Raw genomic sequence first — 25,280 nt, forward strand, 5'->3', positions numbered from 1 at the left:
ACCGTGGACAAATTTTCTATAGTCCACGAGGCGTCCGAGACGTGATTCGCAACGAATCACCATGTCCGAAGAACCTGGAAAGACCCGTAGCTGAATGACCGATATTCCTGAGACCGAAACCGGCGCCAGCGCCGAATATGGTGCCGATTCCATCAAGGTGCTGAAGGGCCTGGATGCCGTGCGCAAGCGGCCTGGCATGTATATCGGCGACACGGACGACGGCTCCGGTCTGCATCACATGGTCTACGAAGTCGTCGACAACGCGATCGACGAGGCGCTCGCCGGTCATGCCGACATCGTCACGGTGGCGCTCAATCCGGACGGATCGGTGACGGTGACCGACAACGGCCGCGGTATCCCGACCGCCATCCACAAGGAGGAAGGCGTCTCGGCGGCCGAGGTCATCATGACCCAGTTGCACGCCGGCGGTAAGTTCGACCAGAACTCCTACAAGGTCTCGGGCGGTCTGCACGGCGTCGGCGTGTCGGTGGTCAACGCGCTGTCGGTTTCGCTGAAGTTGAAGATCCGCCGTTCCGGCAAGATCCACGAGATGAGCTTTACTCACGGTGTCGCCGATGCTCCGCTTGCGGTGACCGGGGACGCAGGCGACGCGACCGGCACCGAAGTGACCTTCCTGCCGAGCGCCGAGACCTTCTCCAAGACCGAGTTCGACTACTCGACCCTGGAACACCGTCTGCGCGAACTCGCCTTCCTGAACTCCGGCGTCCGCATCATGTTGACGGACAAGCGCCATTCCGACATTCGCCAGGACGAGATGATGTACGACGGCGGCCTTGAAGCCTTCGTCGCCTATCTCGACCGTGCCAAGAAGCCGCTGGTGCATAAGCCGGTTGCCATTCGTGGCGAGAAGGACGGCATCACCGTCGAAGTCGCCATGTGGTGGAACGACAGCTACCACGAAAACGTGCTCTGCTTCACCAACAACATCCCGCAGCGCGACGGCGGCACCCACATGGCCGGTTTCCGCGCGGCGCTGACGCGGCAGGTTACCTCCTACGCGGATTCCTCGGGCATCACGAAAAAGGAAAAGGTCACGCTCCAGGGCGAGGACTGCCGCGAGGGCCTGACGGCCGTTCTTTCGGTCAAGGTTCCGGACCCGAAGTTCTCGTCGCAGACGAAGGACAAGCTGGTATCGTCGGAAGTGCGTCCGGTGGTCGAAAGCCTCGTCAACGAAGCGCTCAGCACCTGGTTCGAGGAACATCCGAGCGAAGCCAAGATCCTCGTCGGCAAGGTGGTCGAAGCGGCTGCTGCCCGCGAGGCCGCCCGCAAGGCCCGCGAACTGACGCGCCGCAAGGGTGCGCTCGACATCTCGTCGCTGCCCGGAAAGCTTGCCGACTGCTCCGAGCGCGATCCGGCCAAGTCCGAACTCTTCCTGGTGGAAGGGGACTCGGCAGGCGGCTCCGCCAAACAGGGCCGTTCGCGCGAAAACCAGGCGATCCTGCCGCTTCGCGGCAAGATCCTCAACGTCGAACGCGCCCGCTTCGACAAGATGCTGTCGAGCCAGGAAATCGGCACGCTGATCACCGCGCTCGGCACCTCGATCGGCAAGGACGAGTTCAACGCCGACAAGCTGCGCTACCACAAGATCATCATCATGACGGACGCCGACGTCGACGGCGCCCATATCCGCACCCTGCTGCTCACCTTCTTCTTCCGTCAGATGCCGGAGCTGATCGAGCGCGGCCATCTCTATATCGCCCAGCCGCCGCTCTATAAGGTGACGCGCGGCAAGTCGGCCCAGTACCTCAAGAACGAGCAGGCGCTGGAAGACTACCTGATCACGATGGGCCTGGAAGAAGCGACGCTGGAGCTGGAATCGGGCGAAGTTCGCGCCGGCCAGGATCTGCGCGAAGTCATCAACGACGCGCTCCGCCTGCGCAATCTGATGAACGGGCTGCACTCGCGCTACAACCGCTCCATCGTCGAACAGGCAGCGATTGCCGGAGCGCTGAATGTCGAGCTCAACGGCCAGCGCGACGCCTACGAGGCGGTCGCCGCGGAAGTTGCCCGTCGCCTCGACGTGATCGCCGAGGAAACCGAACGCGGCTGGACCGGTGCGGTCACGGCCGAAGGCGGTCTCCGCCTCGAGCGCATGGTTCGCGGCGTCAAGGAAGTCGCCGTGCTCGACATGGCGCTGATCGGCTCGTCCGATGCCCGTTACATCGACCAGCTCACCGCCAAGCTCAAGGAAGTCTATGCCGCCCCGCCCGTCCTGCGTCGCCGCGACGGCACGCAGGAGATCAGCGGACCGCGTGCGCTTCTCGACGCCATTTTCGCGGCTGGCCGCAAGGGCCTGTCGATGCAGCGCTACAAGGGCCTCGGTGAAATGAACGCCGAGCAGCTCTGGGAAACGACGCTCGACCCGAACGTCCGCTCGTTGCTGCAGGTCCGGGTCGCCGATGCGACCGATGCTGACGGCCTGTTCTCGCGCCTGATGGGCGACGAGGTCGAGCCGCGCCGCGATTTCATCCAGGAAAACGCGCTGAGCGTCGCCAACCTCGACATCTGATCTTTCCGAAAATCATTGCCGATTGGGATCCCGGTGCCGCGCGGCACCGGGATTTTTCGTTATTCGCCCTTGAACTGGCCTTCGAAGGCGAACTCGCTGACCGGCTTGCGTTGGCTTGGGATTTCCCGCGCGCGCAGATCGTCAGGCAGCGTCGAGGGATCGGCCAGCCGGCCGATCGCAACGGCGGCCTCGACCCGGTAATGTTCGGGAACGTTCAGAACGCGCATGGCCTTGTCGCGGTCGATGCCCGCCATGCCATGGGCGTGCCAGCCGGAAAGCGAAACCTGCAAGGCAAGGCTGTACCAAGCGGCGCCCGTGTCGAAGGCATGGGTATAGGCCGGGCGCATTTCGCCATTCTGTGCTTGGCTATGGGTTCTCGAAATGACGATCAGAAGCGCTGCCGCGTTCTTCGCCCAGCGCTGGTTGCCTTCGTCGAGAATGTCGAGCAGTACCGGGAAGTGTTCCGTCCCGCGGCGGGCGTAGACGAAACGCCAGGGCTGTCGGTTGCTTGCCGAAGGTGCCCAGCGGGCCGCTTCGAAGAAGGAAAGCAATTCGCGTTCCGCGATCTCCTCGTGGGTGAAGGCGCGGGGCGACCAGCGCTCAAGGAACATGGCATCGATGGGATAGTCGGCTTTTCTATTGTCGGTCGCCGTCATGGACATGCCTCTTCTATGTGTTCTCTAAATCCTCGGCAGCTTTTCAGCGCCTGATCTGTCCCCGGCGCCTATGGCTCGATTCGTTTCGGACGCTACATGAGGACGGGTGCGGATGAAACCGGGTTGGACGCACGCAAACGTGCATGCGATCTGTAGGCTGCGCGGGTCGGGAAAGTGCAGAAACGGTCGCGTGGGTCATTGCCGTTTCCAGTAAAAAAGTTGTATAAGTTCTGTAGATTTTGAGAGAGGACGGATCATGTCGTTTAAAGACCCATCATTGTTTCGCCAGGCAGCCCTCGTCGGCGGCGAGTGGATCGAGGCAGACGCGGCGAACGCGATCGAGGTGAACAACCCCGCGACCGGCGAAATCATCGGCCGAGTGCCGAAGCTTGGCGCCAAGGAAACCAAGGCAGCGATCGAGGCGGCGCGTCTGGCCCAGAAGGGCTGGGCGGCGCGCACGGCCAAGGAGCGTGCCGGCATCCTGCGCAAATGGTTCGAGCTGATGATCGAGAACAAGGAGGATCTCGGCCGCATCCTGACGCTGGAACAGGGCAAGCCGCTGGCGGAAGCCACCGGCGAAATCGTCTATGGCGCAAGCTTCGTCGAGTGGTTCGCCGAAGAAGCGCGCCGCATCTATGGCGACCTGATCCCCGGCCATCAGCCCGACAAGCGCATCCTGGTGATGAAGCAGCCGATCGGCGTCGTCGCGGCGATCACGCCGTGGAACTTCCCCAATGCGATGATCACCCGCAAGGCCGGCCCGGCCTTCGCCGCCGGCTGTGCCATGGTGCTGAAGCCCGCAGCGCAGACGCCGTTCTCGGCGATTGCGATCGCGATCCTTGCCGAACGCGCCGGGCTGCCGAAGGGTCTCTTCAGCGTCATCACCGGTTCCGCCCGCGAGATCGGCGCCGAGATGACCTCCAACCCTGTCGTGCGCAAGCTCACCTTCACCGGTTCGACCGAAGTTGGTGCCGAGCTCTATCGCCAGAGTGCCGGCACGATCAAGAAGCTCGGTCTCGAACTCGGCGGCAATGCGCCGTTCATCGTTTTCGACGATGCCGATCTCGATGCCGCAGTTGAAGGCGCGCTGATCGCCAAGTTCCGCAACAACGGCCAGACCTGCGTCTGCGCCAACCGCATCTATGTGCAGGACAAGGTCTATGACGCCTTCTCCGACAAGCTCGCCAAGGCGGTCGCCAAGCTGAAGATCGGCAACGGCCTCGATGAGGGCGTGATCTTGGGCCCGCTGATCGACAAGGCGGCGCTGGAGAAGGTGGAGGAGCACATCGCTGACGCCACCTCAAAGGGCGCACGCGTGATCCAGGGCGGCAAGCGCCACACACTCGGCGGCACTTTCTATGAGGCGACGGTCCTGGCCGACGTCACCCAGGCGATGGCAGTTGCGCGCGAGGAAACCTTCGGGCCGGTAGCGCCGCTCTTCCGCTTCAAGGACGAGGCCGATGTGGTCGAGCAGGCGAACGACACCGAATTTGGTCTCGCATCCTACTTCTACGCCAAGGATCTGGCCCGCGTGTTCCGCGTCGCCGAAGCACTGGAATACGGCATGGTCGGCGTCAACACCGGGCTGATCTCGACCGCGGAAGCGCCATTCGGCGGCGTGAAACTCTCCGGTCTCGGCCGCGAGGGTTCCAGGTACGGCATCGAGGAGTTCACCGAGATCAAATACGTCTGCCTTGGCGGCGTTGCCTGAAACAGGCGAAAACCCGACTTGCGGAAAACCGGCCAGTGTTTTGGCCGGTTTTCTTGTAAGCAAAGTAAACCTCCACCTCCGGTGGAGGACTGGACGGGTTCTACATTGTGATTGAGAGACCTCCGTGCTTGGACCGCTAGGCTGGCCGAGACATAGAACGGAGGTTTTATGGATGAACGATCGCAATCACACGCGACATGGGACTGCAAATACCATGTGGTCTTCGCGAGTAAGTACCGAACGAAACGTCTTTACGGTGACGTGCGACGTGAATTGGGTGACCTTTTGCATCGGCTTGCTCTGCAAAAGGACTGCCGGATCGAGGAAGGGCATCTTATGCCCGACCATGTGCATATGCTGATATCGATCCCGCCGAAATATTCGGTGTCGCACATTGTCGGCTTCTTGAAGGGCAAGACCGCCCTTTACGTGGCCAACAAATACGCCCGCAAACGGCGCTACAAAGGGTATCACTTTTGGGCGCGAGGGTACTTCGTCTCAACGGCTGGCTATGATGAGCAGGTCGTCAGACGTTATATCCGCAATCAAGAAAAGGCCGACAAAGCTTCCGACTTTGCCGACCTCTTTAACCGTAGCTACTAACTTATAGCAAAACCGCTTCTAGCGGTTCAAGCGCAGCGTTTCAAACCTCCACCTCTGGTGGAGGTTATGACTTTTGCCAGCAAGGCGTTAGTCTTCGCAGTCGAATCTATCGATGGCGTGAGGTCGGCCCTCACACCCCAGCCCTCTCGGCGCGAGCGGAGAAAAGGGATTTCAAGGCGGCGCGGTCTTGTCTCCGTTTACGGGGAGCGGAACCGGCAAGCGGGTGAGGGGGCGAAGTTCCACGCTGCGTTTAAGGAGAACAGACATGCCGGCACCGAAGAACCCCTTTAAGGCAGCTCTGCGCGAAAACCGCTTCCAGCTTGGACTATGGGTGGCGCTTGCCAGCCCCTATGCGGCGGAAGTGGTGGCCGGCAGCGGCTATGACTGGCTGCTGATCGACGGCGAGCATGCGCCGAACGATATCCCGCTGCTGTCGGCACAGTTTCGCGCGGTCTCGACATCAGCCAGCCATCCGATGGTCCGTCTGCCGGTCGGCGATACCGTGTTGATCAAGCAGATCCTCGACACCGGGGTGCAGACCCTGCTGATCCCGATGGTCGAAAGCCTGGCGCAGGCGCAGCAACTGGTGCGCGCCACGCGCTATCCGCCCCATGGCGTTCGTGGCGTCGGTGCCGCCCTCGGCCGCGCGTCTCAGTTCGGCCGTATCGGCGACTATCTCCAAACCGCCGGCGACGAGATCTGCCTGATCCTGCAGATCGAAAGCCGTGCAGGGCTTGCCGCGATCGACGAGATTGCCGCGCTCGACGGCGTCGATGGCCTCTTCATCGGTCCGTCCGACCTGGCGGCGGACATGGGTTATCTCGGCAAACCGGGCCATCCGGAGGTCCGCGCGGCGATTGCCGACGCGTTTGAGCGCATCAAGAAGGCCGGCAAGGCGAGGGGCATCATGACGCTCGACCTCGAGCAGGCGCGCGACTACCGCGAGCTCGGCGCCGATTTCATGGCGATCGGCACGGACGTCACGTCGCTCGTTCGCGCGACGACGGCGCTGCGCCAGGAGTTTCAAGGCGAGGTCGCTTCGGCACCAAAGAAGCAGGAATCCGGCTACTGATCCGAGATCGTGGCGAGTTCGGGCATCGAGACGCCCGGGCTCCAGCGCTGGAGGTCGACGATCCGGCGCTCGATCTTTTCGCGGTGATGGTTGGCGATATCGCCCAGGCGGTGGTTGAGGAACGGGTTTCCGAAACGCTCCAGCGTCGCTGCAGCATAGGTGATCGCCTCGTTCTCCATACCCTTGGCGGCGAAAGCGGGAATGACCTCGGATCGATAGATGTGGTCCAGCCGGGCTGCCACGCGTGCGTCGGCGAGGATCTCCCGGACGGTCTCGTTCGGGTCACGGCCTTCCTCGAGCCAAAGATCCGCAAGCACCGTGTGACCGAGGTTGAGGATGTGAAGCTTCAGCTTCTCATAGGGCGTCAGGTCGTCCACGAGTTTCACCGACGGATGGGCACAGGGCGGGCGTAGACCGGGCTGATTTTCGATTGCCCACAGCGCATAGGGCTCGGCAATCGCGCCGGCGGGCTCCAGCGGTTCGGAGACGATGCGGTCGACCAGCGTGTTTGCCCAGACGACGTTCTTGTCCAGCCATATGGTGAAAGCGTTGCCTTTGACCCGCTCGGCCGCAAGCCGCAGCATCAGCGCCTTCAGCACATCGCCGTTGCGCGACACGAGCTCGCAAGGAAGGATCGTCAGGGGACGCGCACCCCAATCGAAGCGCGCCTTCAAGAGCAGAAGCAGCTTGCCGGGAAAAGAACGGGGAATGTCTATCACCAGGTCGTCGTCGCCGACCTGGTAGCCCGTATCGCCGGTATTGGAGATCAGGATCTCCGCCTCTTCGGCAACGATCTCCCGGATCTCGTTCCAATTTTCGGCGGTCGAGAGCGCCCGCGTTACACTGGTGACCTGTTCTGTCCGGTCGATCCGCTCGCCGCCCTGGATGCCGCGGATGACGACCGGAAAGCCTTCGGGGCGGGCAAGTGCCGCAAGCCGCCCGGCGCGTTCCCGGGATCCGGTTGTCTGGACGATGGTGATCGGCCCGGGCGCCTGACCGGATTTCAGCGCCTCGCTGACGAAGAGATCGGCATGGGCCTGAAGGAAACGGCTGGTCCCGAATTGCACGATCGGTGTCGTCATGTGTGGCTCCGGTAGCTGGCTATGGAATGGATTGAAGCAAGGTCTCGCGCGCGGATTGGAGATGGCGCCGGCAGGCCTGTTCGGCCTTTGCCGGGTCATGCGAGCGCAACGCCTCGATATAGGCAAGGTGTTCTTCCAGCGCGCGCGCGTTGCGCTGGCGGGCATTCGTCTTGTTCCACTGGTAGTGATAGTGGAAGACGATCGCGATAATGTCATAGAAATCGACGATGAAGCGGTTGCTGGACGCCTTGTGTACGAGCAAGTGAAACTGCTCGTCCAGTTCGGAGAATTCCCGATAGCGGTTGTCGATATCGGCCAGGATTTCCCGGTGCAGGGCCTCGATTTTCTTGAGCTCCTCCCACGCGGGGTGATCGTGCGGCAAGGAGACGAAGCGCGCGGCCGAACGCAATTCGAACATCTCGCGCACTTCCGTCAGCTCCAGCGCAAACTCCCGCGTGAAGCCCTTGAGGATCCAGTGGCTATTCGGCCGCTTCTCGATCAGGCCGAAGCGGCTGAAGCGGATCAGGAACTCGCGTACGCTGGTCGTCCCGGTGCCGATCTCTCGCGCCAGTTCGAGCTCGTTGATCTGCATGCCGGGCTCCGCGCCGCCGGCGAGAATCCGGCGCATGAAACTGCGCTCGATGATCTCGGCGAGCGAATCGGTTTCTTCCGTCGGAAAATAGTCGTCGGGGCGGGGCTGCCGCAGCACGTTCTTCTTGCGCTTGTCCCAGGCGATCAGCTGCAGTTCTTCGAAGCGGCCGAGGATTGCGCGCACCGTCGTGCGGCTGACGCCGAGCACCTGCCCAAGCTCCGGCTCGGAGGGCAGTGAGGATGTTTCCGCCAGAAGCTTCAAGCAGCGGTTATAGGCATCCTTGAAGACGGTGTTCTGTTTTGCCATGGCAAGATCCGGCCGGTTCGAAATTCTCTGCGTTTGTCAGGGACGCTCCTCTATCGCGGCGATCCGGTTTTGTCTCCGTCTGTCGTCAACATCTGTTCCTCCCGTTCAACCTGGTCGTTGGCCCGACGGCGTCAGCGACGTTTTTGCTATAATACCCATTGACGACGATCTGTCTATTGTAGATAAAAGACAGAAGAACAGGCCTTAACAATCACGGAGAAATCGGTGTCTGCGCCGTCCACCATCCTGCTCGCACCGGAGGACAACGTCGTCGTGGCGACCTTGGCGATTGCCGCCGGGGACGCACTGCCAAATGGTGCGCGCGCGGCCGCAAAGGTCGATGCCGGCCACAAGATCGCGATCCGCGCCATCCGCGCCGGTGAACCGGTCGTCAAATACGCCCAGGCGATCGGACGGGCCACCGCCGATATCGCCCCGGGCGACCATGTGCACTCCCACAACCTCGCCTTTGACCGGGATCGCCTGGCGATCGGCCCGCAGGGAACGCCGGAAGCAGCAAGCGATGCCGACAAGGCGCGCACATTCATGGGCTATCGCCGTGGCGACGGGCGGGCGGCGACGCGAAACTATATCGGTGTCGTCGCCAGCGTGAACTGTTCCACCACTGTCTGTCGGGCCATCGCCGAGGAGGCGAACAGGCGCATCCTCCCGAAATACGAAGGCATCGACGGGTTCGTGCCGATCGTGCATGACCAGGGCTGCGGCATGTCGTCGACCGGCGACGGCATGGCCAACCTGCACCGAACGCTCGCCGGCTACGCCCGCCACGCCAATTTCGGCGGCGTGCTGATGGTGGGTCTCGGCTGCGAGGTCAACCAGTTGACGCTTTATGGCCAGAGCGGCGCCGGCGGCGAAAAACGTCACTTCAACATTCAGGAAGCCGGCGGGTCGCGGCGTTCGGTGGAAAAGGCCCTCGGTATTCTCGAGGAAATTGCTGCCGAAGTCGGCAAAGCGCGTCGCGTTGCCGTTCCGGTGAGCGAGATCGTCGTCGGCCTGCAATGCGGCGGATCCGATGGGCTATCAGGTATTACCGCCAACCCGGCGCTTGGCGCCGCGGTCGATATCCTTGCGGCGGCTGGCGGTACGGCAATCCTCTCCGAGACCTCGGAGATCTACGGCGCCGAACATCTGTTGCGCAGCCGGGCTGTCAACGAAGCCGTGGCGATGAAGCTCGATGGACTGATCGCCTGGTGGGAGAACTATGTGGCGATGCACGGCGCCTCGCTCGACAACAATCCGTCGCCGGGCAACAAACGCGGCGGCTTGACGACCATCCTCGAAAAATCGCTCGGTGCCGTGGCGAAAGGCGGCCGGTCACCGCTGAACGCCGTCTATCGCTACGCCGAACGGGTGACCGAGCACGGGCTCGTCTTCATGGATACGCCCGGCTACGATCCAGTGTCGGCGACCGGCCAGGTTGCTGGCGGCGCCAATGTCATCGCCTTTACCACCGGCCGCGGCAGTTGTTTCGGCTGTCGGCCGGCGCCGTCGATCAAGCTCACCAGCAACACGGCGCTGTTCAGGGCGATGGAAGAGGACATGGACATCGATTGCGGCGTGATCGCTTCGGGCGAGGCGAGCATCGCAGGGCTTGGCCGCGAGATCTTCGACCTGATCGTCGAGACCGCCTCGGGGCGCAAGACCAAGAGCGAGCTCTTCGGCTATGGCGACAACGAGTTCGTACCCTGGCATCTGGGGGCGACGCTCTAAATACCGAACGACTGGCATCCTTGGAGGAGGAGACGGGGAATGCAGACGAGACGGATCGGTCGAACCGAACTGGCGGTGACCGAATATAGCTTCGGCGCTGCCGGGCTTGGCGGGCTCTACCGGGAGTGCACCCGTGAGGCGGCAGTCGCGACGCTGGAGACCGCCTGGTCCGCCGGCCTGCGCTATTTCGACGTTGCGCCTTATTATGGCCTGGGCCTTGCCGAGCGCCGGGTCGGCGACTTCTTGCGCGACAAGCCGCGCGATGATTTCGTCCTCTCCACCAAGGTTGGCCGGCTCCTTCATCCGGTGCCGGAAGGCAAGGTGCCTGACTATTCCTATGTGAAGCCGCTCAATTTCGACGTCAGCTACGACTACAGCTACGACGGCATCATGCGCTCCGTCGAGTTCAGCTATGCCCGGCTGGGGCTCAATCGCATCGACATTCTCTATGTGCACGATATCGGCGTCTATACCCATGGCGCCGCCCGAAACGCCGTCTATATGAGGCAGTTGCTGGAGGGCGGCCTGAAGGCGCTGGAGGAGCTGAAATCCTCAGGAACCATCGCCGCCTATGGTCTCGGCGTGAACGAGGTACCGGTTTGCCTTGAGGTCATGCGCCGCGCCGATATCGACTGCATCCTTCTGGCCGGCCGCTATACCTTGCTCGATCGCTCGGCCGTCGCCGAACTCTTGCCGCTCTGTGAAAAGAAGCAGACCTCGCTTGTTGTCGGCGGCGTCTTCAATTCGGGCATCCTGGCCACAGGTCCGGTCGAAGGCGCGCATTTCGATTACATGCCGGCAACGGAAGATATCCGGCAAAAGGTCGGCGCCATGGAGGCGGTTGCTCGCGGCATGAATGTGCCGCTCGCGGCACCTGCCATGCAGTTTCCCCTCGGTCACCCCATGGTTGCCTCCGTGCTGCTCGGGACCGCCAAGCCGGAGAGCCTGACCCGCAACATGGCACTCACCGAACACCGGTTTTCCGCGGGGGATTTCGCGGCTTTTGAACCGTTCACGCTGGTCGCGCCGGAGCTCGGAGACGAGCCGGTTCGGGTCTAGCGGAACGCGGCCGCCTTGTGGCTTGAAATGCTGTTCCGGCAGCTTGCCAAGCCGGAATTGTCGTACTAGCATTCAGATATGTTTTTTATCGATAAAAGGTCGATAAGCCGGCACCTGCGATCGACCTCCAAGAAGTGGAACACGGTGCACTGAGAGGAAACCTGGGATGAGCATTTTGAAAAGCAGTCTTACCCGTCGCGCCTTCACCGCCCTGGCCGGTGCTGCGATGATCGCCGGCATGTCGCCGGTCGCGTCCTTCGCGCAGGACGTGACGATCCCGATCATCGTCAAGGACACCACGTCCTTCTACTGGCAGATCGTGCTGGCCGGCGCGCGCGCCGCCGGCAAGGACCTGGGCGTTAATGTACCTGAGCTCGGGGCCCAATCCGAGTCCGACATCAACGGCCAGATCAGCATTCTCGAGAACGCGGTTGCCGGCGCTCCGGCTGCTGTCGTCATCTCGCCAACGGAATTCAAGGCGCTCGGCAAGCCGATCGATGAGGCGGCGAAGGCTGTTCCGATCATCGGCATCGACTCCGGCGCGGACTCGAAGGCCTTCTCCTCGTTCCTCACCACCGACAACGTCCAGGGCGGCCGCATCGCTGCTGACGGTCTTGCTGCGGCGGTCAAGGAAATGACCGGCAAGGAAGAGGGCGAAATCGCCATCATTACCAGTCTTCCGGGCGTCGGCTCGCTCGACCAGCGCCGCGAGGGCTTCCTCGATCAGGTCAAGACGAAGTATCCGGGCTTCAAGGTCGTGGCCGACAAATATGCCGACGGCCAGGCGACCACCGGTCTCAACATCATGACCGACCTGATCACCGCCAATCCCAATCTTGTCGGTGTCTTCGCCTCCAACCTGATCATGGCGCAGGGCGTCGGCCAGGCGATCGCTGAAAACAAGCTCGGCGACAAGATCAAGGTGATCGGCTTCGACAGCGACGACAAGACGGTCGGCTTCCTCAAGGAAGGCGTTCTGGCCGGTCTCGTCGTTCAGGATCCCTACCGCATGGGCTATGATGGCGTGAAGACGGCGCTGGCCGTTTCCAAGGGTGAAAAGGTCGAAAAGAATGTCGATACCGGTGCCAATCTGGTGACCAAGGCCAATATGGCCGAACCGAAGATCGACGCTCTTTTGAACCCGAAGGTCAAGTGACGACGGCCGCGGCGGGCCGCTTGCCCGCCGCACCCGCTTGCGACCGGAACGAGGACCGGTCGCAAGCGATCTCTGCGATGGGAGGAATGCGCGGATGACCGAGTTGCAAGAGGCGCGCGACATCAGGACTGAAGGCCTGCACGTGGCAACGCGCCATCCGGTTCCGAAGGGCGAGCCGATCCTGGAACTGCGCGCCCTGCAGAAGAAATACGGTGCCGTGGAAGCCTTGAAGCCGGCGTCGCTGATCTTTCTGTCCGGTGAGATTCACGCGATCGTCGGCGAGAACGGTGCCGGCAAGTCGACGCTGATCAAGCTTCTGACCGGCGTCATCAAGCGCACGTCCGGCGAGATCTTTTGGTGCGGCAAACCCGTCCAGCTCGACACGCCACACGAGGCGATCGAACGCGGCATCAACGCCGTGCACCAGGAGGTCGTGCTCTGCGCCCACCTGACGGTGGCGGCCAACATGTTTCTCGGCGACGAGATCAACCGCAACGGACTGATGCGCAAGCGCGCCATGACCGAAGCGGCCCAGCGCGTACTCGACGATCTCGGCTTCAACCTGCCCGCCGCTGCCGTGCTTGGCAGTCTGACGATCGGCCAGCAGCAGCTCGTCGCCACCGCCCGCGCCGCGATGCGCGGCACGCAGTTCCTGATCTTCGACGAGCCGACGGCCTATCTGACCCGGCAAGAATCGGCCCAGCTCTTCCGGCTGATCCGCAGGCTCCAGGCCGAAGGCGTGACCATCGTCTATATCAGCCACCGCATGGAAGAAGTCTTCGAGCTTGCCGATCGCGTCTCGGTGCTGCGTGACGGCACCCATGTCGGTACCCGCAAGATCGGCGAAACCAACGAGGCGGAACTGATCGCGTTGATGATCAACCGCACGATCGAGCAGATCTATCACAAGGAGCATTTTCCGCTCGGCGAAGTCATCGTCGAAACGCGAGACTTGAGCGGTCCCGGATTCCAGGATGTATCGCTGACCGTTCGCGCCGGCGAGATCGTCGGCCTCTACGGGTTGATCGGAGCGGGGCGCAGCGAGTTTGCGCTCGGCCTCTATGGGCGTCATCGTCCGAGCGCCGGCGAGGTCTATTGGAAAGGGCGCAAGGTGGATATCGCCAGTGAGCGTGTCGCCATGGATCTCGGTATCGCGCTGGCGCCGGAAAGCCGTCGCGACCAGGGCCTGTGCCTCAATCTGCCGATCGGCCTCAACATCAATCTGCCGGTTTTCAGCCGGCTGACGCGTGGGCTGACGATCAACGGCCAGCAGGAGCGGGAGAATGCCGACCGGCAGATCCGCGACCTGAAGATCAAGACGCCTTCGCGCCGGGTCTTGGCGTCCGCCATGTCCGGCGGCAACCAGCAGAAGATTGTCATTGGCAAATGGCTGAGCCACGGTGCCAAGCTCTTCATTTTCGACGAGCCGACCGTCGGCGTCGACGTTGGCACCAAGGCGGAAATCTACCGCCTGTTCGCGCGGCTTCTTGAGAACGGGGCGGGCATCATCCTGATCTCGTCCTATCTGCCTGAAGTCTACGAGCTCGCGGATCGCCTGCACGTTTTCCGGCGCGGCCGGCTGGTTGCCAGCCATGACTACCGCGCCGCGAGCCATGAGGAAGTGCTGACGCAGGCGATCGGCGTTTGAGCGCCGAGAGCGGGATGAGGTGAGCGGTTTTCCGCCCGCATCCCGCTCCAGCTTATGAAGACGTCATGATGTCTTGGTCGGATAGACCAAGATCATCATGATCTAAGAAACTTGAGGGATGCAGGGAGGAAGATCATGAGTGCGGAAACGGTGGAGAGCAGTGCCAGCGCGGCGCCACGTAAGGGCGTGAGCATTCTGTTCGGCCTCACCCTCTTGGGGCTGCTTCTGTTCCTGTGGCTGCTGCTGGGCTTCGCCACCAACAGTTTCTGGACGCCCAACAACATCAGCAACCTGCTGCGCCAGGGCGCGATGACGGCGATCCTTGCGGTCGGCCAAACCTTTGTCATCATCACCGCCGGCATCGATCTTTCGGTGGGCGCGGTGGTCGGCTTCACCAGCGTCATCGTCGCCTGGCTGCTTGCGGCCGGCATGCCGCTTTGGGCCGCCATCCTGCTCACGCTTGCCTTCGGAGTGCTGATCGGCGCCTTCCACGCCTTCGGCATCGTACGCATGGGCCTGCCGCCCTTCATCATCACGCTTGCGACCCTCACCTCGCTCCGTGGCATCGGCCTGCTGATCACCAACGGCTCGACGATCTCGATCACCAATGAAGCCTTCACCAACTTCTCGCGGGCGGATTTCCTCGGCGTGCCCAGCCTGTTCTGGATGGTGATCGTGGTGGCGATCCCGGCCTATGTCTTCCTGCATCTGAGCCGCTTCGGGCGCTACCTCTTCGCCGTCGGGTCGAACAGCGAGGCCGCACGCCTCTCCGGCGTCAATGTCCACCGCACCATCTATCTCGCCTATATCCTCTCCTCGACTTGCGCCGCCTTCGTCGGCCTGCTGCTCGCCTCGCGCATCGGCATCGGCAACGCCACGCAAGCCGAAGGCTGGGAACTGCAGGCGATCGCCTCGTCGGTCATCGGCGGTACCAGCTTGTTCGGCGCAGTCGGTTCGGTGCACGGGCCGCTGCTCGGCGCCTTCATCCTCGCGACGATCAACAACGGCGCCAATCTCCTGAACGTCAACTCGTTCTGGCAGCGCATCATCACCGGCGTTCTGATCATCGTCATCGTCTATTTCGACCAACTCCGGCGCCGCAGCGCCCGCTAGGCGCAGGCTCCGAACATTCCGTGGGAAATGCCATGAAAGCCGTGCTCTGCCTCGAACCCGGCCGCCTGGAGGTCGTCGACCGTCCGCCGGCGGACAACGTGCCTGACGGTTGGGTGCGTCTTGCCGTCAGCCATGTCGGCATCTGCGGCACCGATTATCATATCTTCGCCGGCAAGCATCCGTTCCTTGAATATCCCAGGGTCATGGGCCACGAGATATCGGCAACGGTCATCTCCGGTGGTCGCGGCACGGCGATCGCGCCCGGCACGCCGGTCGTGGTGAACCCCTATCTTTCCTGCGGCAACTGCGTTGCCTGTCGAAAGGGCAAACCGAACTGCTGCACGGCCATCAGGGTACTCGGAGTCCATACCGATGGTGCCTTCTGCGAAGAGATTGTCGTGCCGGAGGGTAATCTTTATCCGGCACAGGACCTGTCCCCCGAAGCGGCTGCCACCGTCGAGTTTCTGGCGATCGGCGCCCATGCGGTGCGGCGCGCGGCGATGGCGACAGGCGCGCGATCATTGGTCATCGGGGCAGGGCCGATCGGTCTCGGCACCGCGATCTTCTCACGCATTGCCGGCCATCAGGTGACGCTGATCGACACCAGCGCCGAACGGCTGGACTTTGCCGCTCGGAAGCTCGGCCTTGCCAATGGCATTGTCGCGGATGCGGACATAGCGGCGCGCGTTGCCGAGGCTACGGGTGGCGACGGTTTCGACGTCGTCTTCGATGCCACTGGTCATGGTGGCTCGATGCAGGCGGCCTTTTCCTACGTCGCCCATGGCGGCACGCTGGTCTTCGTCAGCGTCGTCAAGGACGAGATCCGCTTTTCCGACCCGGAGTTCCACAAGCGCGAGATGACGCTGATCGGAAGCCGCAACGCGACCCGCCAGGACTTTGACCATGTGGTCGCGTCGATCGCTTCCGGCCTTGTACCAGTCGAGGCCCTGATCACTCACCGCACGACACTTGACGGAGCCCTCGTCGATCTCCCGCGCTGGGCGGAAGAAAAGACGGGTCTGGTCAAGGCAATCGTCAAGGTGGCTGTCGCGTGAGAGATCGCTGATTGCTGCGTCGCCACAGAGTCGCCATAGAGAGTGGAGCTGCCATTCGCTCTTCGGAGACGCCGTTTTTTCCTGAAATTGCCCGGCATCCGGTTCTCAGCGCACGAAAATAGCGGAAAACCGGCAGTTTCAGACAAGCTCGTTTGCAAATCGTCAGGAATCCGGATTCATTCTGGCTTCAGGCCTTGTATCGCGGTGACACGGGTATACATGTTGCACTGCACAAGAAAAATGGTAGTCTGGCAGCGATTGCGGACACCAAGACAAACAATCGCAAGCTTGCGTCCGACCGGGAGCGGCGTTGTCGTTGATTGAACCAAGGGGTACGCTTCCCATGTTCTACCAGCTCTATGAATTGAACCATGCAATGATGGCGCCGTGGCGTACGGCCGCCGATGCCATGCGGCTTGCCTTCAGCAACCCGATGAATCCCATCTCGCACACCTATTTCGGTCGTGCGGCTGCCGCCGGGCTCGAAGTGTTCGAGCGCTCCACCCGCCGCTATGGCAAGCCGGAGTTCGGACTTCCCGCGACCGAGGTCGACGGCACGTCCGTCTCCGTCTACGAGCGCATCGTCTGGCGCGCTCCCTTCTGCAACCTCATCCATTTCGAGCGCGCCTTGCCCAAGGGGCGTGCCGCCGATCCGAAGGTTCTGGTGGTGGCGCCGATGTCCGGCCACTACGCGACGCTGCTGCGCGGCACCGTGGAAGCTTTGCTGCCGCATTCCGACATTTACATCACCGACTGGATCGACGCCCGCATGGTGCCGCTCAGCGAAGGCACTTTCGATCTCGATGACTACATCGACTATGTCATCCAGATGCTCCACTTCCTGGGCCCGAACACCCATGTGATCGGCGTCTGTCAGCCGGCAGTGCCGGTACTCGCCGCCGTCGCCCTGATGGAAGCGGCCGACGATCCGCTGTCGCCGGCGACGATGACTCTGATGGGCGGACCGATCGACACGCGCATCAATCCGACCGGCGTCAACCAACTCGCCGAACAGCGGCCGATCGAATGGTTCCGCGACAATGTCATCATGCCGGTGCCGTGGCCGCAGCCAGGCTTCATGCGCATGGTCTATCCGGGCTTCCTGCAGCTCTCCGGCTTCATGTCGATGAACCTCGACCGTCACCTGATCGCCCACAAGGAGTTCTTCGCGCATCTGGTGAAGAACGACGGCGATGCCGCCGAGAAGCATCGCGACTTCTACGACGAGTATCTCGCGGTTATGGACCTGACCGCTGAATTCTACCTCCAAACCGTGCAGGTGGTCTTCATGCAGCATGCGCTCCCGAAGGGCGAGATGATGCATCGCGGCAAGCGCGTCGATACGACAGCGATCAGGAAGGTCGCGCTGCTGACCGTCGAGGGCGAGAACGACGATATTTCCGGCGTCGGTCAGACGAAGGCGGCGCAGACGATCTGCACCAATATCCCTGATCATATGCGCATGCATTACATGCAGCCGGATGTCGGCCACTACGGCGTCTTCAACGGTTCGCGCTTCCGCCGCGAAATCGCCCCGCGCATCGTCGCCTTCCACCGCGAGCATTCGCGGCACGTGAAGCCGGTGAAGCAGCTCATCAAGGGCGGCAAGTCGGCGTGACCTCGCCGTCGGGCCGTTTTGACCGCGTAGAGTCAAGGGTTTGTCCGATTCGGGGGGAGGGCGTCTTGCACAGTCAGGGGCGCCTTCCCACATCGTTTTCATCGGGCCGCATGGGCGGCCCGGATGATTGCGAGGAATCCTGAAGATGAACCAATCTGCAATGATCCGTCCGGATTGGACGCCCGCGACCATCGCCCTGATGGTGCTCGGCTTCGTGGTCTTTTGGCCACTTGGCCTGGCCATGCTCGCCTACATCCTGTTCGGCGAAAAACTCAAGACGTTCAAGAAAGATGCCAACGATACGGTGGATGGCATGTGCTCCGCATTCAAGCGCGGCGGTCGCCGCTCCAACTGGACGCATCGCACCGGCAACGTCGCCTTCGACGACTGGCGCGAAGCCGAACTTGCGCGCCTCGACGAGGAGCGCCGCAAGCTCGACGAAATGCGCGAAGAATTCGACACCTATGTGCGCGAGCTTCGCCGTGCCAAGGACCAGGAAGAGTTCGACCGCTTCATGCGCGACCGCAAGAACGGCGGCTCCGGCCCGGTTGTCGAAGCTCACTGACCCGATGATGCTTTCCGGCGTTTCACATGAAACGCCGGATGTCCGTTCGCGTCTCGCGGCACTGTAGGCGAAAGCCCCGCGAATCGGTTAGAAAGCCTGCATGTTCCCTTCCTTCAAGCGGCGCATCCAACCTGCACCACCCGCCACGACGCGGCAGATCGAGGTCGCCGGCAAGTCCCTGCCGCTGACGATCAAGCAGAACGCGCGCGCGACCCGCATGACGCTTCGCATCGAGCCCGGCGGTCGGGCACTGAAGATGACGATCCCTCAGGGTCTGCCGGAGCGCGAGGTCAATGCCTTTCTCAGCCGCCATCGGGGCTGGCTGATGACGAAGCTTGCTCGCTTCTCCGGCGAAAGCCAGATCGAGGAAGGCGGCTCCATCCTCATCCGCGGCATCTCCCATCGCATCGAGCGCACCGGCAAGATCCGCGGCCTGACGGAAGCGATCATGCTTGATGACGAGCCGGTGTTGCGCGTCAGCGGCGGCGAGGAGCATCTGAAGCGGCGCATCGTCGATTTTCTCAAGAAAGAGGCCCGCCAGGATCTCGATCGTCTGGTGGCGATCTACACCGGTCGCATCGGCCGGCGAGCGAAGTCGCTGTCGCTCAAGGACACGCGTAGCCGCTGGGGATCCTGTTCTGCAGATGGGGCGCTGAGTTTTTCCTGGCGCATCGTCATGGCGCCGCCGAAGGTCATCGCCTATCTCGCAGCGCACGAGGTCGCGCATTTGCAGGAGATGAATCACGGGCCTGATTTTTGGGCGCTGTGCGGGAAATTGTGCCCGGATACCGACGATGCCAAGCGCTGGCTCCGCCGCAATGGCACGATGCTTCACGCAATCGACTTCGACTGAGCCGGGCAGCCGGAGATCACGCGCGGTGGCGCAGCGCTTCGCGGATCTTCTCGTCGGTCTTGTATTGGCTGAGCGCATAGACCGACCAGATCGCCGCCGGAACCCAACCGATGAGCGTGAGCTGCAGGATCAGGCAGATGAGGCCGGCAAAGGGACGGCCGATCGTGAAAAACTGCAGCCAGGGCAGGATAAGCGCGAGCAACAGGCGCATCTGTCTCTCCGTTATGGTAAAATGCATATGGTGAAAGCCCGTCGGTCGCGCAAGGGGCGCGCACCCGTCGGGGCTTAGGCGCCGGGGGCGCTGGCTGGTAGGCCGCGCGTCGGTTTTTGGCTCGACTCGCGCGACATTTCATGCAAGGTCGCTTCTCATGAAAACCGAAGTGAAGATATGCGGGCTGAGCACCGCGGAAGCGGTTGAGCGCGCAGTCGCGCTCGGGGCGTCCCATACCGGCTTCATCTTTTTCCCGAAGAGCCCAAGGAACATCGAGCCTGACGATGCCGGCCGGCTGGCGGATCGGATTCGCGGTCGGGCGAAGATCGTTGCCGTCACGGTCAATGCCGACAACGACGAGTTCGACGAGATCGTCTCGGCGCTCAATCCGGATATCCTGCAGCTCCACGGCAGCGAGGGCCCGGAACGGTTGCTGACGGTCAAGGCGATGTACGGCCTTCCCGTCATGAAGGCGCTTTCGGTCCGCGAGGCCTCGGACCTCGAAAAGATCGACGCCTATATCGGCATCGCCGATCGCTTCCTCTTCGATGCCAAGCCGCCTGCAGGTTCCGATTTGCCCGGCGGCAACGGCGTTTCCTTTGACTGGAAGCTGCTCGACGCGCTTGACGGAAGCGTCGATTACATGCTTTCCGGTGGTCTTAACGCCAGTAACATTGGCGAGGCCATGGCGCAGACCCGCGCCCGCGCCATCGATATCTCCTCCGGCGTCGAGAGCGCGCCGGGCGTCAAGGATTTGAAGCTCATGGAATCGTTTTTCAATGCCGTTCGCCAGGCGGAGGCGGGCATGCCACGGTCAGGGAGCAGGACGTGAACCAGGCGCCAAAGTTGAATTCCTACCGGGGCGGCCCGGATGAAGACGGTCGTTTCGGTATTTTTGGCGGACGCTTCGTAGCCGAGACGCTGATGCCGTTGATCCTCGACCTGCAGGACGAGTGGAACACGGCGAAGGACGATCCGGCCTTCAAGGCGGAGCTGGCACATCTCGGCGCCCATTATATCGGCCGGCCGAGTCCGCTCTATTTTGCCGAACGGCTGACGGCCGAACTCGGCGGCGCCAAGATCTATTTCAAGCGCGAAGAGCTGAACCACACCGGCTCGCACAAGATCAACAATTGCATCGGCCAGATTCTGCTTGCCAAGCGCATGGGCAAGACGCGCATCATTGCCGAGACCGGCGCCGGCCAGCACGGTGTGGCTTCGGCGACCGTCGCGGCCCGCTTCGGCCTTCCCTGCGTCGTCTACATGGGCGCGACCGATGTCGAGCGCCAGGCGCCCAACGTTTTCCGCATGAAGCTGCTCGGTGCCGAGGTGAAGCCGGTAACCGCCGGTAGCGGCACGCTCAAGGACGCGATGAACGAGGCGCTGCGCGACTGGGTCACCAATGTCGACAGCACCTATTACCTGATCGGCACGGCTGCCGGCCCGCATCCCTATCCGGAAATGGTCCGCGATTTCCAGGCCGTCATCGGCCAGGAAGCCAAGGAGCAGATGCTCGCCGCCGAAGGCCGGCTGCCGGATCTCGTCGTTGCCGCCGTCGGCGGTGGCTCCAATGCAATCGGCATCTTCCATCCGTTCCTCGATGATGAAAGCGTCAAGATCGTCGGCGTCGAAGCTGGCGGCAAGGGCATCGAGGGCGACGAGCATTGCGCGTCGATCACCGCCGGTTCGCCCGGCGTGTTGCACGGCAACCGCACCTATCTGCTGCAGGACGGCGACGGCCAGATCAAGGAAGGCCACTCGATTTCGGCCGGTCTCGACTATCCCGGCATCGGCCCGGAACATGCCTGGCTGAACGATGTCGGCCGTGTCGAATACGTGCCGATCATGGATCACGAAGCGCTCGAAGCGTTCCAGACGCTGACCCGCCTCGAAGGCATTATCCCGGCGCTCGAGCCGTCGCATGCGCTTGCCGAAGTCATCAAGCGCGCACCGAAGATGGGCAAGGACGAGATCATCCTGATGAACCTCTCCGGCCGCGGCGACAAGGACATCTTCACCGTCGGTAAGATTTTGGGAATGGGGCAGTAAGATCATGACCGCACGCATGGACAAGAGATTTGCCGATGTTGCGGCCGAGGGACGTCCGGTCCTCGTCACCTATTTCATGGGCGGCGACCCTGATTTCGAGACGTCGGTGTCGATCATGAAGGCGCTGCCGAAGGCTGGCGCCGACGTCATCGAGCTGGGCATGCCCTTTTCGGATCCGATGGCCGATGGTCCGGCGATCCAGCTTGCCGGTCAGCGCTCGCTGAAAGGCGGTCAGACGCTCGCCAAGACGCTCGAGATCGCGCGCCGCTTCCGCGAGGAGGACCAGCGCACGCCGATCGTGCTGATGGGGTACTATAACCCGATCTACATCTACGGCGTCGACCGCTTCCTGACGGATGCGCTTGCCGCCGGTATCGACGGCCTGATCGTCGTCGATCTGCCGCCGGAGATGGACGACGAGCTCTGCGTTCCGGCGCTTGAGACGGGCATCAACTTCATTCGCCTGGCGACGCCGACCACGGACGACCGCCGCCTGCCGAAGGTGCTCGAAAACACCTCGGGTTTCGTCTACTACGTGTCGATGAACGGCATCACCGGTTCGGCTCTGCCCGATCCGTCGTTGATTGCCGGTGCCGTCGGCCGTATCAAGGCGCACACCAACTTGCCGGTTTGCGTCGGTTTCGGCGTCAAGACGGCAGAACATGCAAGGGCCATCGGAGCATCCGCCGATGGCGTGGTCGTCGGTACGGCGATCGTCAACCAGATCGCGTCGAGCCTGACCGAAGAGGGCAAGGCGACCGATGCGACGGTTCCGGGTGTTGAAGCGCTGGTCAGAGGGCTCTCGGCAGGCGTGCGGTCCGCACGCCTCGCAGCAGCCGAATAATTGCCTATATTAGCGCGCACAACCCGAAGGAAATCTTCAGGAGTTACTAAGTGAACTGGATCACAAACTACGTTCGGCCGAAGATCAACTCGATGCTGGGCCGCCGGGAAGTTCCGGAAAATCTCTGGATCAAGTGCCCGGAAACCGGCGAGATGGTGTTCCACCGCGATCTCGAGGAAAACAAGTGGGTCATCCCGCAGTCCGGTTTCCACATGAAGATGCCGGCCAAGGCGCGATTGAAGGACCTGTTCGACGGCGGCATCTATGAGGCGTTCCCGCAGCCCAAGGTTGCTCAGGACCCGCTGAAATTCCGCGATTCCAAGAAGTATGTCGACCGTCTGCGCGACAGCCGCACCAAGACCGAACTCGAAGACACGATCGTCGCCGGCCTCGGCCGCGTCCAGGGCGTCAAGCTCGTCGCCGTCGTGCACGAGTTCAACTTCATCGGTGGTTCGCTCGGCATGGCTGCCGGCGAGGCGATCATCAAGGCTTTCGAAAGGGCGATCGCCGAGAAGTGCCCGCTGGTCATCTTCCCGGCATCGGGCGGCGCCCGCATGCAGGAAGGCATCCTGTCGCTGATGCAGCTGCCGCGCACCACTGTTGCCGTCAACATGCTGAAGGAAGCCGGCCTTCCCTATATCGTCGTGCTCACCAACCCGACGACCGGTGGCGTCACCGCCTCCTATGCGATGCTTGGCGATATCCACATGGCCGAGCCTGGCGCCGAAATCGGCTTTGCCGGCAAGCGCGTGATCGAGCAGACGCTGCGCGAGAAGCTGCCGGAAGGCTTCCAGACCTCCGAATACCTGCTGGAGCACGGCATGGTCGACATGGTCGTCAAGCGCCATGATCTGCCGGCAACGCTCGCCCGGGTTCTGAAGATCCTGATGAAGAAGCCGGCGGAAGCCTCGAAACTCAACGGCGGCACACAGCCGGCTGCCTTGCCGGTTGCGGCAAGCGCTTGAAAAAGCTCGGGTAACCGGAGCTACATAGAACAAAATGAAGCATCTCCACGCGGAGATGCTTTGGCAGTCGAGCTTGTCGGGGCGGGGTAAGAGATGGCAGCGGTGGAAGCCAGCGAAGCGGGCTATGAGATCGAAAAACTCCTTGCCCTCCACCCCAAGGGCTTCGACCTGTCGCTGGACAGGATCACCCGGCTTCTTGCCACGCTCGGCAATCCGCAGGACCGCCTGCCGCCGGTGATCCACGTCGCCGGCACCAATGGCAAGGGCTCGGCAACCGCGTTCTCGCGGGCGATCCTGGAGGCCGCCGGTCTCAGTGTCCACGTCCACACGTCGCCGCATCTTGTCAATTGGCACGAACGCTACCGCCTGGGCGTCAAGGGTGGCAGGGGACGGCTCGTCAGCGATCCCGTTCTGGCCGATGCCGTGCGCCGCGTCGCCGAAGCCAATGGCGGCGAGAAGATCACCGTCTTCGAAATCCTGACCGCTGTCACCTTCCTGCTCTTCGCCGAGCATCCGGCGGATGTCGCGATCGTCGAGGTAGGCCTCGGCGGTCGCTTCGACGCGACGAATGTCATTGTCCGCCCCGCAGCCTCGGTCATCATGCCGATCTCGCTCGATCACCAGTCCTATCTCGGCGACCGGGTCGAACTGATCGCCGCGGAGAAGGCCGGAATCATGAAGCGCGGCTGCCCGGTGGTGATCGGCCAACAGGAAGAGGAAACGGCGCGCGAGGTGCTGATCTCGACGGCCGAGCGGCTCGGTTGCCCGATCTTCGTCTACGGCCAGGACTTCATGGCGCATGAAGAATTCGGCCGCCTTGTCTATCAAGACGAGAGCGGACTTGCCGATCTGCCGCTGCCGAAACTGCCGGGACGCCATCAATATGCAAATGCCGCCGCGGCTATTCGTGCGGTGCGGGCCGCAGGCTTCGACGTTTCCGAAGCGGCGATCGAGAGAGGTCTTTCCGGGGTCGAGTGGCCCGGACGCCTGCAGCGCCTGACCAGCGGCAAGCTGACGCATTATGGCCCGGCCGACGCGGAAATCTGGGTCGACGGTGGCCATAATCCGGGTGCCGGCCAGGTGATCGCCGAGGCGATGGCGACGTTCGAAGAACGCGAATCGCGGCCCCTCTTCCTGATCATCGGCATGATCAATACCAAGGATCCGGTCGGCTATTTCCGGGCGTTTCTCGATCTTGCCGAACAGGTCTTCACCGTTCCGATTCGGGGTTCCGACGCAGGCCTTGATCCGGTGGCGCTTGCAAGCGATGCGGCTGCCGTCGGGTTTGAGGCCTCTGCCGTCTCTTCCGTTGCCGAAGCGCTGACGATCATTGCCAATCTGGTCGACGAGGACCCGGCGCCGCCACGCATCCTGATCGGCGGCTCGCTCTATCTGGTGGGCGACGTTCTCGCCGACAACGGCACGCCGCCGAAGTGATCCGAAGGCGGCGCCGCCATCCCGGTACCAGATGCAAGACAAGAAAAAAGCCCGGCATGCCGGGCTTTCTGCTGCGGTAGTCAGCGAAGGTCTTAGGCGACCGCCGTGGAGATCCACGAGGAAAGGGCCGTCTTCGGTGCGGCGCCAACCTTGATGTCGGCCACTTCGCCGGCCTTGAACATGGCGAGCGTCGGGATCGAGCGAACGCCGTACTGGGCAGCCAGTTCCGGATTTTCGTCGATGTTGAGCTTAACAACCTTGACCTTGCCGGCGAGCTCGTTGGAGATTTCCTCGAGGCTCGGTGCGATCATCTTGCACGGGCCGCACCATTCAGCCCAGAAATCGACAACCACCGGCTCGGCGGAGTTCAGCACTTCCTGCTGAAAATTGGACGTATCGACCTTTACAGTAGCCATAGGCTGCT

Annotated in this window: 23 protein-coding genes; 18 read left to right on the forward strand and 5 right to left on the reverse strand. The window is 62.4% G+C overall.

The window, feature by feature from the left end:
* The first annotated feature begins 94 nt into the window (after positions 1 to 94).
* Positions 95 to 2,530, forward strand: coding sequence for a DNA topoisomerase (ATP-hydrolyzing) subunit B (gyrB, locus tag AC1Z3V_RS17135; protein ID WP_483500586.1), 2,436 nt, complete (start codon positions 95 to 97; stop codon positions 2,528 to 2,530).
* A 59-nt stretch (positions 2,531 to 2,589) separates the two neighbouring features.
* Here gyrB and AC1Z3V_RS17140 read toward each other — a convergent pair whose 3' ends face one another.
* Entirely contained in the window at positions 2,590 to 3,186 is a 597-nt protein-coding gene (locus tag AC1Z3V_RS17140) for a nitroreductase family protein (protein WP_483500588.1), read from the reverse strand.
* Positions 3,187 to 3,442: 256 nt separating this feature from the next.
* On the opposite strand from AC1Z3V_RS17140, the gene gabD reads away from it, so the two are divergent.
* The 3 genes from gabD (at position 3,443) to hpaI (ending at position 6,572) form a co-directional block, all read left to right on the forward strand.
* On the forward strand, positions 3,443 to 4,897 hold the full coding sequence (gene gabD / locus AC1Z3V_RS17145; RefSeq protein WP_483500590.1) for an NADP-dependent succinate-semialdehyde dehydrogenase: 1,455 nt from the start codon (positions 3,443 to 3,445) through the stop codon (positions 4,895 to 4,897).
* Between the two features lie 168 nt (positions 4,898 to 5,065).
* Positions 5,066 to 5,500: an IS200/IS605 family transposase gene (gene tnpA / locus AC1Z3V_RS17150; protein ID WP_483500592.1), complete on the forward strand. Its 435-nt coding sequence runs from the start codon at positions 5,066 to 5,068 to the stop codon at positions 5,498 to 5,500.
* Positions 5,501 to 5,765: 265 nt separating this feature from the next.
* Positions 5,766 to 6,572 carry a 4-hydroxy-2-oxoheptanedioate aldolase gene (gene hpaI, locus AC1Z3V_RS17155; RefSeq protein WP_483500594.1) on the forward strand — a complete coding sequence of 269 codons (807 nt, stop codon included), beginning with the start codon at positions 5,766 to 5,768 and terminating at the stop codon, positions 6,570 to 6,572.
* Here the strand turns inward: hpaI and AC1Z3V_RS17160 are convergent.
* Both AC1Z3V_RS17160 and AC1Z3V_RS17165 read right to left on the reverse strand, forming a co-directional pair.
* On the reverse strand, positions 6,566 to 7,654 hold the full coding sequence (locus AC1Z3V_RS17160) for a mannitol dehydrogenase family protein (RefSeq protein ID WP_483500596.1): 1,089 nt from the start codon (positions 7,652 to 7,654) through the stop codon (positions 6,566 to 6,568). The two genes, hpaI and AC1Z3V_RS17160, sit on opposite strands and share 7 nt — an antisense overlap.
* A 19-nt stretch (positions 7,655 to 7,673) precedes the next feature.
* Positions 7,674 to 8,552: a GntR family transcriptional regulator gene (locus AC1Z3V_RS17165; protein WP_429818790.1), complete on the reverse strand. Its 879-nt coding sequence runs from the start codon at positions 8,550 to 8,552 to the stop codon at positions 7,674 to 7,676.
* Positions 8,553 to 8,777: 225 nt separating this feature from the next.
* Between AC1Z3V_RS17165 and AC1Z3V_RS17170 the strand changes: the two genes are divergently transcribed.
* From AC1Z3V_RS17170 to AC1Z3V_RS17210, 9 genes are all read left to right on the forward strand, one after another.
* Positions 8,778 to 10,283 (forward strand): UxaA family hydrolase, encoded by a 1,506-nt coding sequence (locus tag AC1Z3V_RS17170; protein ID WP_483500598.1) that lies wholly within the window; start codon positions 8,778 to 8,780, stop codon positions 10,281 to 10,283.
* 39 nt (positions 10,284 to 10,322) lie between these two features.
* Entirely contained in the window at positions 10,323 to 11,342 is a 1,020-nt protein-coding gene (locus AC1Z3V_RS17175) for an aldo/keto reductase (RefSeq protein ID WP_483500600.1), read from the forward strand.
* 166 nt (positions 11,343 to 11,508) lie between these two features.
* The gene (locus AC1Z3V_RS17180) at positions 11,509 to 12,498 is read left to right on the forward strand and encodes an ABC transporter substrate-binding protein (RefSeq protein ID WP_247959324.1); all 990 of its coding nucleotides are present in this window, start codon (positions 11,509 to 11,511) and stop codon (positions 12,496 to 12,498) included.
* Positions 12,499 to 12,592: 94 nt separating this feature from the next.
* A complete protein-coding gene (locus AC1Z3V_RS17185; protein ID WP_483500602.1) occupies positions 12,593 to 14,146 on the forward strand; it encodes a sugar ABC transporter ATP-binding protein in 1,554 nt (517 codons plus the stop codon).
* A 135-nt stretch (positions 14,147 to 14,281) separates the two neighbouring features.
* Complete coding sequence (locus tag AC1Z3V_RS17190) at positions 14,282 to 15,259, forward strand: ABC transporter permease (protein ID WP_429818781.1); 978 nt, start codon at positions 14,282 to 14,284, stop codon at positions 15,257 to 15,259.
* A gap of 32 nt (positions 15,260 to 15,291) precedes the next feature.
* The gene (locus AC1Z3V_RS17195; RefSeq protein WP_483500604.1) at positions 15,292 to 16,314 is read left to right on the forward strand and encodes a zinc-binding alcohol dehydrogenase family protein; all 1,023 of its coding nucleotides are present in this window, start codon (positions 15,292 to 15,294) and stop codon (positions 16,312 to 16,314) included.
* A gap of 343 nt (positions 16,315 to 16,657) precedes the next feature.
* On the forward strand, positions 16,658 to 17,932 hold the full coding sequence (gene phaZ / locus AC1Z3V_RS17200) for a polyhydroxyalkanoate depolymerase (protein WP_429818777.1): 1,275 nt from the start codon (positions 16,658 to 16,660) through the stop codon (positions 17,930 to 17,932).
* A gap of 145 nt (positions 17,933 to 18,077) precedes the next feature.
* Positions 18,078 to 18,497: a DUF2852 domain-containing protein gene (locus AC1Z3V_RS17205; protein ID WP_173517969.1), complete on the forward strand. Its 420-nt coding sequence runs from the start codon at positions 18,078 to 18,080 to the stop codon at positions 18,495 to 18,497.
* Between the two features lie 100 nt (positions 18,498 to 18,597).
* A complete protein-coding gene (locus AC1Z3V_RS17210) occupies positions 18,598 to 19,350 on the forward strand; it encodes a M48 family metallopeptidase (RefSeq protein ID WP_483500606.1) in 753 nt (250 codons plus the stop codon).
* A 16-nt stretch (positions 19,351 to 19,366) separates the two neighbouring features.
* On the opposite strand, the gene AC1Z3V_RS17215 is transcribed toward AC1Z3V_RS17210, so the two are convergent.
* Positions 19,367 to 19,561, reverse strand: coding sequence for a YqaE/Pmp3 family membrane protein (locus AC1Z3V_RS17215; RefSeq protein WP_034801662.1), 195 nt, complete (start codon positions 19,559 to 19,561; stop codon positions 19,367 to 19,369).
* Between the two features lie 157 nt (positions 19,562 to 19,718).
* Between AC1Z3V_RS17215 and AC1Z3V_RS17220 the strand changes: the two genes are divergently transcribed.
* The 5 genes from AC1Z3V_RS17220 to AC1Z3V_RS17240 all read left to right on the forward strand — a co-directional run bounded on the left by AC1Z3V_RS17220 (position 19,719) and on the right by AC1Z3V_RS17240 (position 24,856).
* On the forward strand, positions 19,719 to 20,393 hold the full coding sequence (locus AC1Z3V_RS17220; RefSeq protein ID WP_483500608.1) for a phosphoribosylanthranilate isomerase: 675 nt from the start codon (positions 19,719 to 19,721) through the stop codon (positions 20,391 to 20,393).
* Positions 20,390 to 21,610: a tryptophan synthase subunit beta gene (gene trpB, locus AC1Z3V_RS17225; protein ID WP_483500610.1), complete on the forward strand. Its 1,221-nt coding sequence runs from the start codon at positions 20,390 to 20,392 to the stop codon at positions 21,608 to 21,610. Before AC1Z3V_RS17220 ends, trpB begins: the two co-directional genes overlap by 4 nt.
* A 4-nt stretch (positions 21,611 to 21,614) precedes the next feature.
* Positions 21,615 to 22,454, forward strand: a complete 840-nt coding sequence (trpA, locus tag AC1Z3V_RS17230) for a tryptophan synthase subunit alpha (RefSeq protein WP_429818766.1) — start codon at positions 21,615 to 21,617, stop codon at positions 22,452 to 22,454.
* A gap of 50 nt (positions 22,455 to 22,504) precedes the next feature.
* Positions 22,505 to 23,419 carry an acetyl-CoA carboxylase, carboxyltransferase subunit beta gene (gene accD / locus AC1Z3V_RS17235; protein WP_429818763.1) on the forward strand — a complete coding sequence of 305 codons (915 nt, stop codon included), beginning with the start codon at positions 22,505 to 22,507 and terminating at the stop codon, positions 23,417 to 23,419.
* Between the two features lie 93 nt (positions 23,420 to 23,512).
* Entirely contained in the window at positions 23,513 to 24,856 is a 1,344-nt protein-coding gene (locus AC1Z3V_RS17240) for a bifunctional folylpolyglutamate synthase/dihydrofolate synthase (RefSeq protein WP_483500612.1), read from the forward strand.
* A gap of 92 nt (positions 24,857 to 24,948) precedes the next feature.
* Here AC1Z3V_RS17240 and trxA read toward each other — a convergent pair whose 3' ends face one another.
* On the reverse strand, positions 24,949 to 25,272 hold the full coding sequence (trxA, locus tag AC1Z3V_RS17245; protein ID WP_057252049.1) for a thioredoxin: 324 nt from the start codon (positions 25,270 to 25,272) through the stop codon (positions 24,949 to 24,951).
* Between the last annotated feature and the right edge of the window lie 8 nt (positions 25,273 to 25,280).

This window comes from Ensifer sp. 38_S197 (genome assembly GCF_056924495.1).

Bases quoted from the DNA above. Each gene is read 5' to 3' on its own strand.
- gyrB (WP_483500586.1), top strand. From the start codon at position 95: ATGACCGATATTCCTGAGACCGAAACCGGCGCCAGCGCCGAATATGGT.
- AC1Z3V_RS17140 (WP_483500588.1), bottom strand. From the start codon at position 3,186: ATGACGGCGACCGACAATAGAAAAGCCGACTATCCCATCGATGCCATG.
- gabD (WP_483500590.1), top strand. From the start codon at position 3,443: ATGTCGTTTAAAGACCCATCATTGTTTCGCCAGGCAGCCCTCGTCGGC.
- tnpA (WP_483500592.1), top strand. From the start codon at position 5,066: ATGGATGAACGATCGCAATCACACGCGACATGGGACTGCAAATACCAT.
- hpaI (WP_483500594.1), top strand. From the start codon at position 5,766: ATGCCGGCACCGAAGAACCCCTTTAAGGCAGCTCTGCGCGAAAACCGC.
- AC1Z3V_RS17160 (WP_483500596.1), bottom strand. From the start codon at position 7,654: ATGACGACACCGATCGTGCAATTCGGGACCAGCCGTTTCCTTCAGGCC.
- AC1Z3V_RS17165 (WP_429818790.1), bottom strand. From the start codon at position 8,552: ATGGCAAAACAGAACACCGTCTTCAAGGATGCCTATAACCGCTGCTTG.
- AC1Z3V_RS17175 (WP_483500600.1), top strand. From the start codon at position 10,323: ATGCAGACGAGACGGATCGGTCGAACCGAACTGGCGGTGACCGAATAT.
- AC1Z3V_RS17180 (WP_247959324.1), top strand. From the start codon at position 11,509: ATGAGCATTTTGAAAAGCAGTCTTACCCGTCGCGCCTTCACCGCCCTG.
- AC1Z3V_RS17185 (WP_483500602.1), top strand. From the start codon at position 12,593: ATGACCGAGTTGCAAGAGGCGCGCGACATCAGGACTGAAGGCCTGCAC.
- AC1Z3V_RS17190 (WP_429818781.1), top strand. From the start codon at position 14,282: ATGAGTGCGGAAACGGTGGAGAGCAGTGCCAGCGCGGCGCCACGTAAG.
- AC1Z3V_RS17195 (WP_483500604.1), top strand. From the start codon at position 15,292: ATGAAAGCCGTGCTCTGCCTCGAACCCGGCCGCCTGGAGGTCGTCGAC.
- phaZ (WP_429818777.1), top strand. From the start codon at position 16,658: ATGTTCTACCAGCTCTATGAATTGAACCATGCAATGATGGCGCCGTGG.
- AC1Z3V_RS17205 (WP_173517969.1), top strand. From the start codon at position 18,078: ATGAACCAATCTGCAATGATCCGTCCGGATTGGACGCCCGCGACCATC.
- AC1Z3V_RS17210 (WP_483500606.1), top strand. From the start codon at position 18,598: ATGTTCCCTTCCTTCAAGCGGCGCATCCAACCTGCACCACCCGCCACG.
- AC1Z3V_RS17215 (WP_034801662.1), bottom strand. From the start codon at position 19,561: ATGCGCCTGTTGCTCGCGCTTATCCTGCCCTGGCTGCAGTTTTTCACG.
- AC1Z3V_RS17220 (WP_483500608.1), top strand. From the start codon at position 19,719: ATGAAAACCGAAGTGAAGATATGCGGGCTGAGCACCGCGGAAGCGGTT.
- trpA (WP_429818766.1), top strand. From the start codon at position 21,615: ATGACCGCACGCATGGACAAGAGATTTGCCGATGTTGCGGCCGAGGGA.
- AC1Z3V_RS17240 (WP_483500612.1), top strand. From the start codon at position 23,513: ATGGCAGCGGTGGAAGCCAGCGAAGCGGGCTATGAGATCGAAAAACTC.
- trxA (WP_057252049.1), bottom strand. From the start codon at position 25,272: ATGGCTACTGTAAAGGTCGATACGTCCAATTTTCAGCAGGAAGTGCTG.